This window comes from Ectothiorhodospira lacustris (genome assembly GCF_022227845.1).
GTDB classification, from domain to species: domain Bacteria; phylum Pseudomonadota; class Gammaproteobacteria; order Ectothiorhodospirales; family Ectothiorhodospiraceae; genus Ectothiorhodospira; species Ectothiorhodospira lacustris.
In genome coordinates this window covers 1-1,702 of record NZ_JAJNQN010000039.1, presented here as the reverse complement: position 1 = coordinate 1,702, position 1,702 = coordinate 1, and the positions used below count along the sequence as shown (strand labels likewise).

The 1,702-nt window shown below is 49.0% G+C and carries 2 protein-coding genes; both read left to right on the top strand.

Annotation, left to right across the window (positions count from 1 at the left end; genetic code table 11):
- Positions 1–985: hypothetical protein (locus LQ956_RS14810; RefSeq protein ID WP_238630386.1), on the top strand; the 985-nt coding region annotated here is incomplete at its 5' end.
- A 79-nt stretch (positions 986–1,064) separates the two neighbouring features.
- Positions 1,065–1,697, top strand: coding sequence for a DUF1643 domain-containing protein (locus tag LQ956_RS15150; protein WP_430733478.1), 633 nt, complete (start codon positions 1,065–1,067; stop codon positions 1,695–1,697).
- The last annotated feature ends 5 nt before the right edge of the window (positions 1,698–1,702 follow it).

Here is a 1,702-nt window from a genome sequence, read left to right as displayed (position 1 = left end):
CAAGGATATTGATATGCCAGTAGTTCCATATACAGCTTCAAACTTCGGTCGTCATTGGGGAACAGCGCTGGCTGGTCGTCACAATCTCACACTTAGTTGGAATGAATTTGTGTGGGCTGCTATGACAATGGGAAAGCCTGGCGTTGCATTTTTGTTGTCATCTGGGTGGCATTCTCTTAGCGATCTTGTCGTTCGGAGTCACACTGTCTACGCGAACTTGCGGGCTAGCTCAAACCATGTTGAGAAGAGCAGCCTTTATGCCGGTTTAGATCCCACAGAGAAAAGTGGGGTCTCGTACTTCATGGGCATGATGGCTGCGAAAATATTGGGAGCTCGCTTGCTTGATACGCCCTGGCTTTTTCATGTGTCGTTGGTTCACGCTCTTGGAGGTTCCGTCGTGCTTAAGGCCAAGTCGGAGCCTGATTTAGTTGGACTTCGGCGCAACAGGGAGTGGATAGTTGCTGAGGCTAAGGGGCGGACTTGGGGTTACAGCAGCTCAGCGATGCGTGCGGCTAAACTACAAACGCGCCAACTACGCACGATAAATGGTCAATACCCGTCCCTTCGGGTAGCGATTCAAGCTTCGTTTAATCCTAGACTTGAATGGGCTATAGACGATCCTGAGGAGTTTGATGAAGGTGTGCCAGATATTCAGTTCGATGTAGAAAGCGCAATGGATATGTACTATTCCGCGCCCATTATTGCGACTGAGAAGGGCCAGAGCAGACTTATAGGAAGTCGCAAGTTTCAGACGCGGGAGCTTTCAGAAATCGGGGTGAGTATTGGAATAGACCGAGAGGTTAGGGAGCGCGTATTACAACGAATCCTGTTGCAAGGTGAAAAATTGCTATTGCTAGATCAGGCGGCTGAACCATATCAAGAAGACGGCTTTACCATTTTCGCTGATGGGTTGGCGATTTCATTGGATGAGAGATGGTCGGAAGATCGGATGGCTCAAGACCCTTGGTCGAGACGCAATGGCTAACAATCGCAGGCACAGCGACGGCTTTTCCGTTGCGGCTTCGCCTCCACTACAAAGCCGCGCGTGCTGCGGGCGTTAGCCCATGAGGAGGCGTATGGCTCCAGTTTACCGTTATCCATCTTACGTCACGGCGGTTCGTGCAGACGATTTATCAAGCCCGATGCCCAGACGTTTAAGACTGACCATTGATCTGAATCGTCCAAGTGGAAGCCAAGTGCTATTCGTGATGATGAATCCAAGTAAGGCGACAAGCCAGATATCAGACAAAACTGTCAATGGCGTCATTAAGTACACGTACGAGAAATGCTTGGATTTAAGCACTGTATCTAGAATTGTTGTTCTTAATCTCTATACAGTGTACGAAACGGCTTCTAGTGGGCTGGCAAACCTAACTGAGCAGTATGGATACGATTGCGTTGTCGGAAATGATAGTCAATGCGAGATTACGAATGATGAATTAATTACGTTGGAAAGTGGCAGGTCGGAGATCCTAATTGCTGCTTGGGGGAGACCATCTGCTAGCACCACAATATTGCGCGAAAGTGGCTATTTCAGGCGTGTTCGCGAGGTTCTCGAACTTATTGCAGATCATCGACCCTACCACATGGATACGTATCTGCGAGAGGGCTTGTATCCGAAGCACCCGAGGGGAATAGATTATTCATGGGTACTGAGCAGGCTTGACACCGCCAAATTGCTGAGAGCATTTAGGTAAATTGG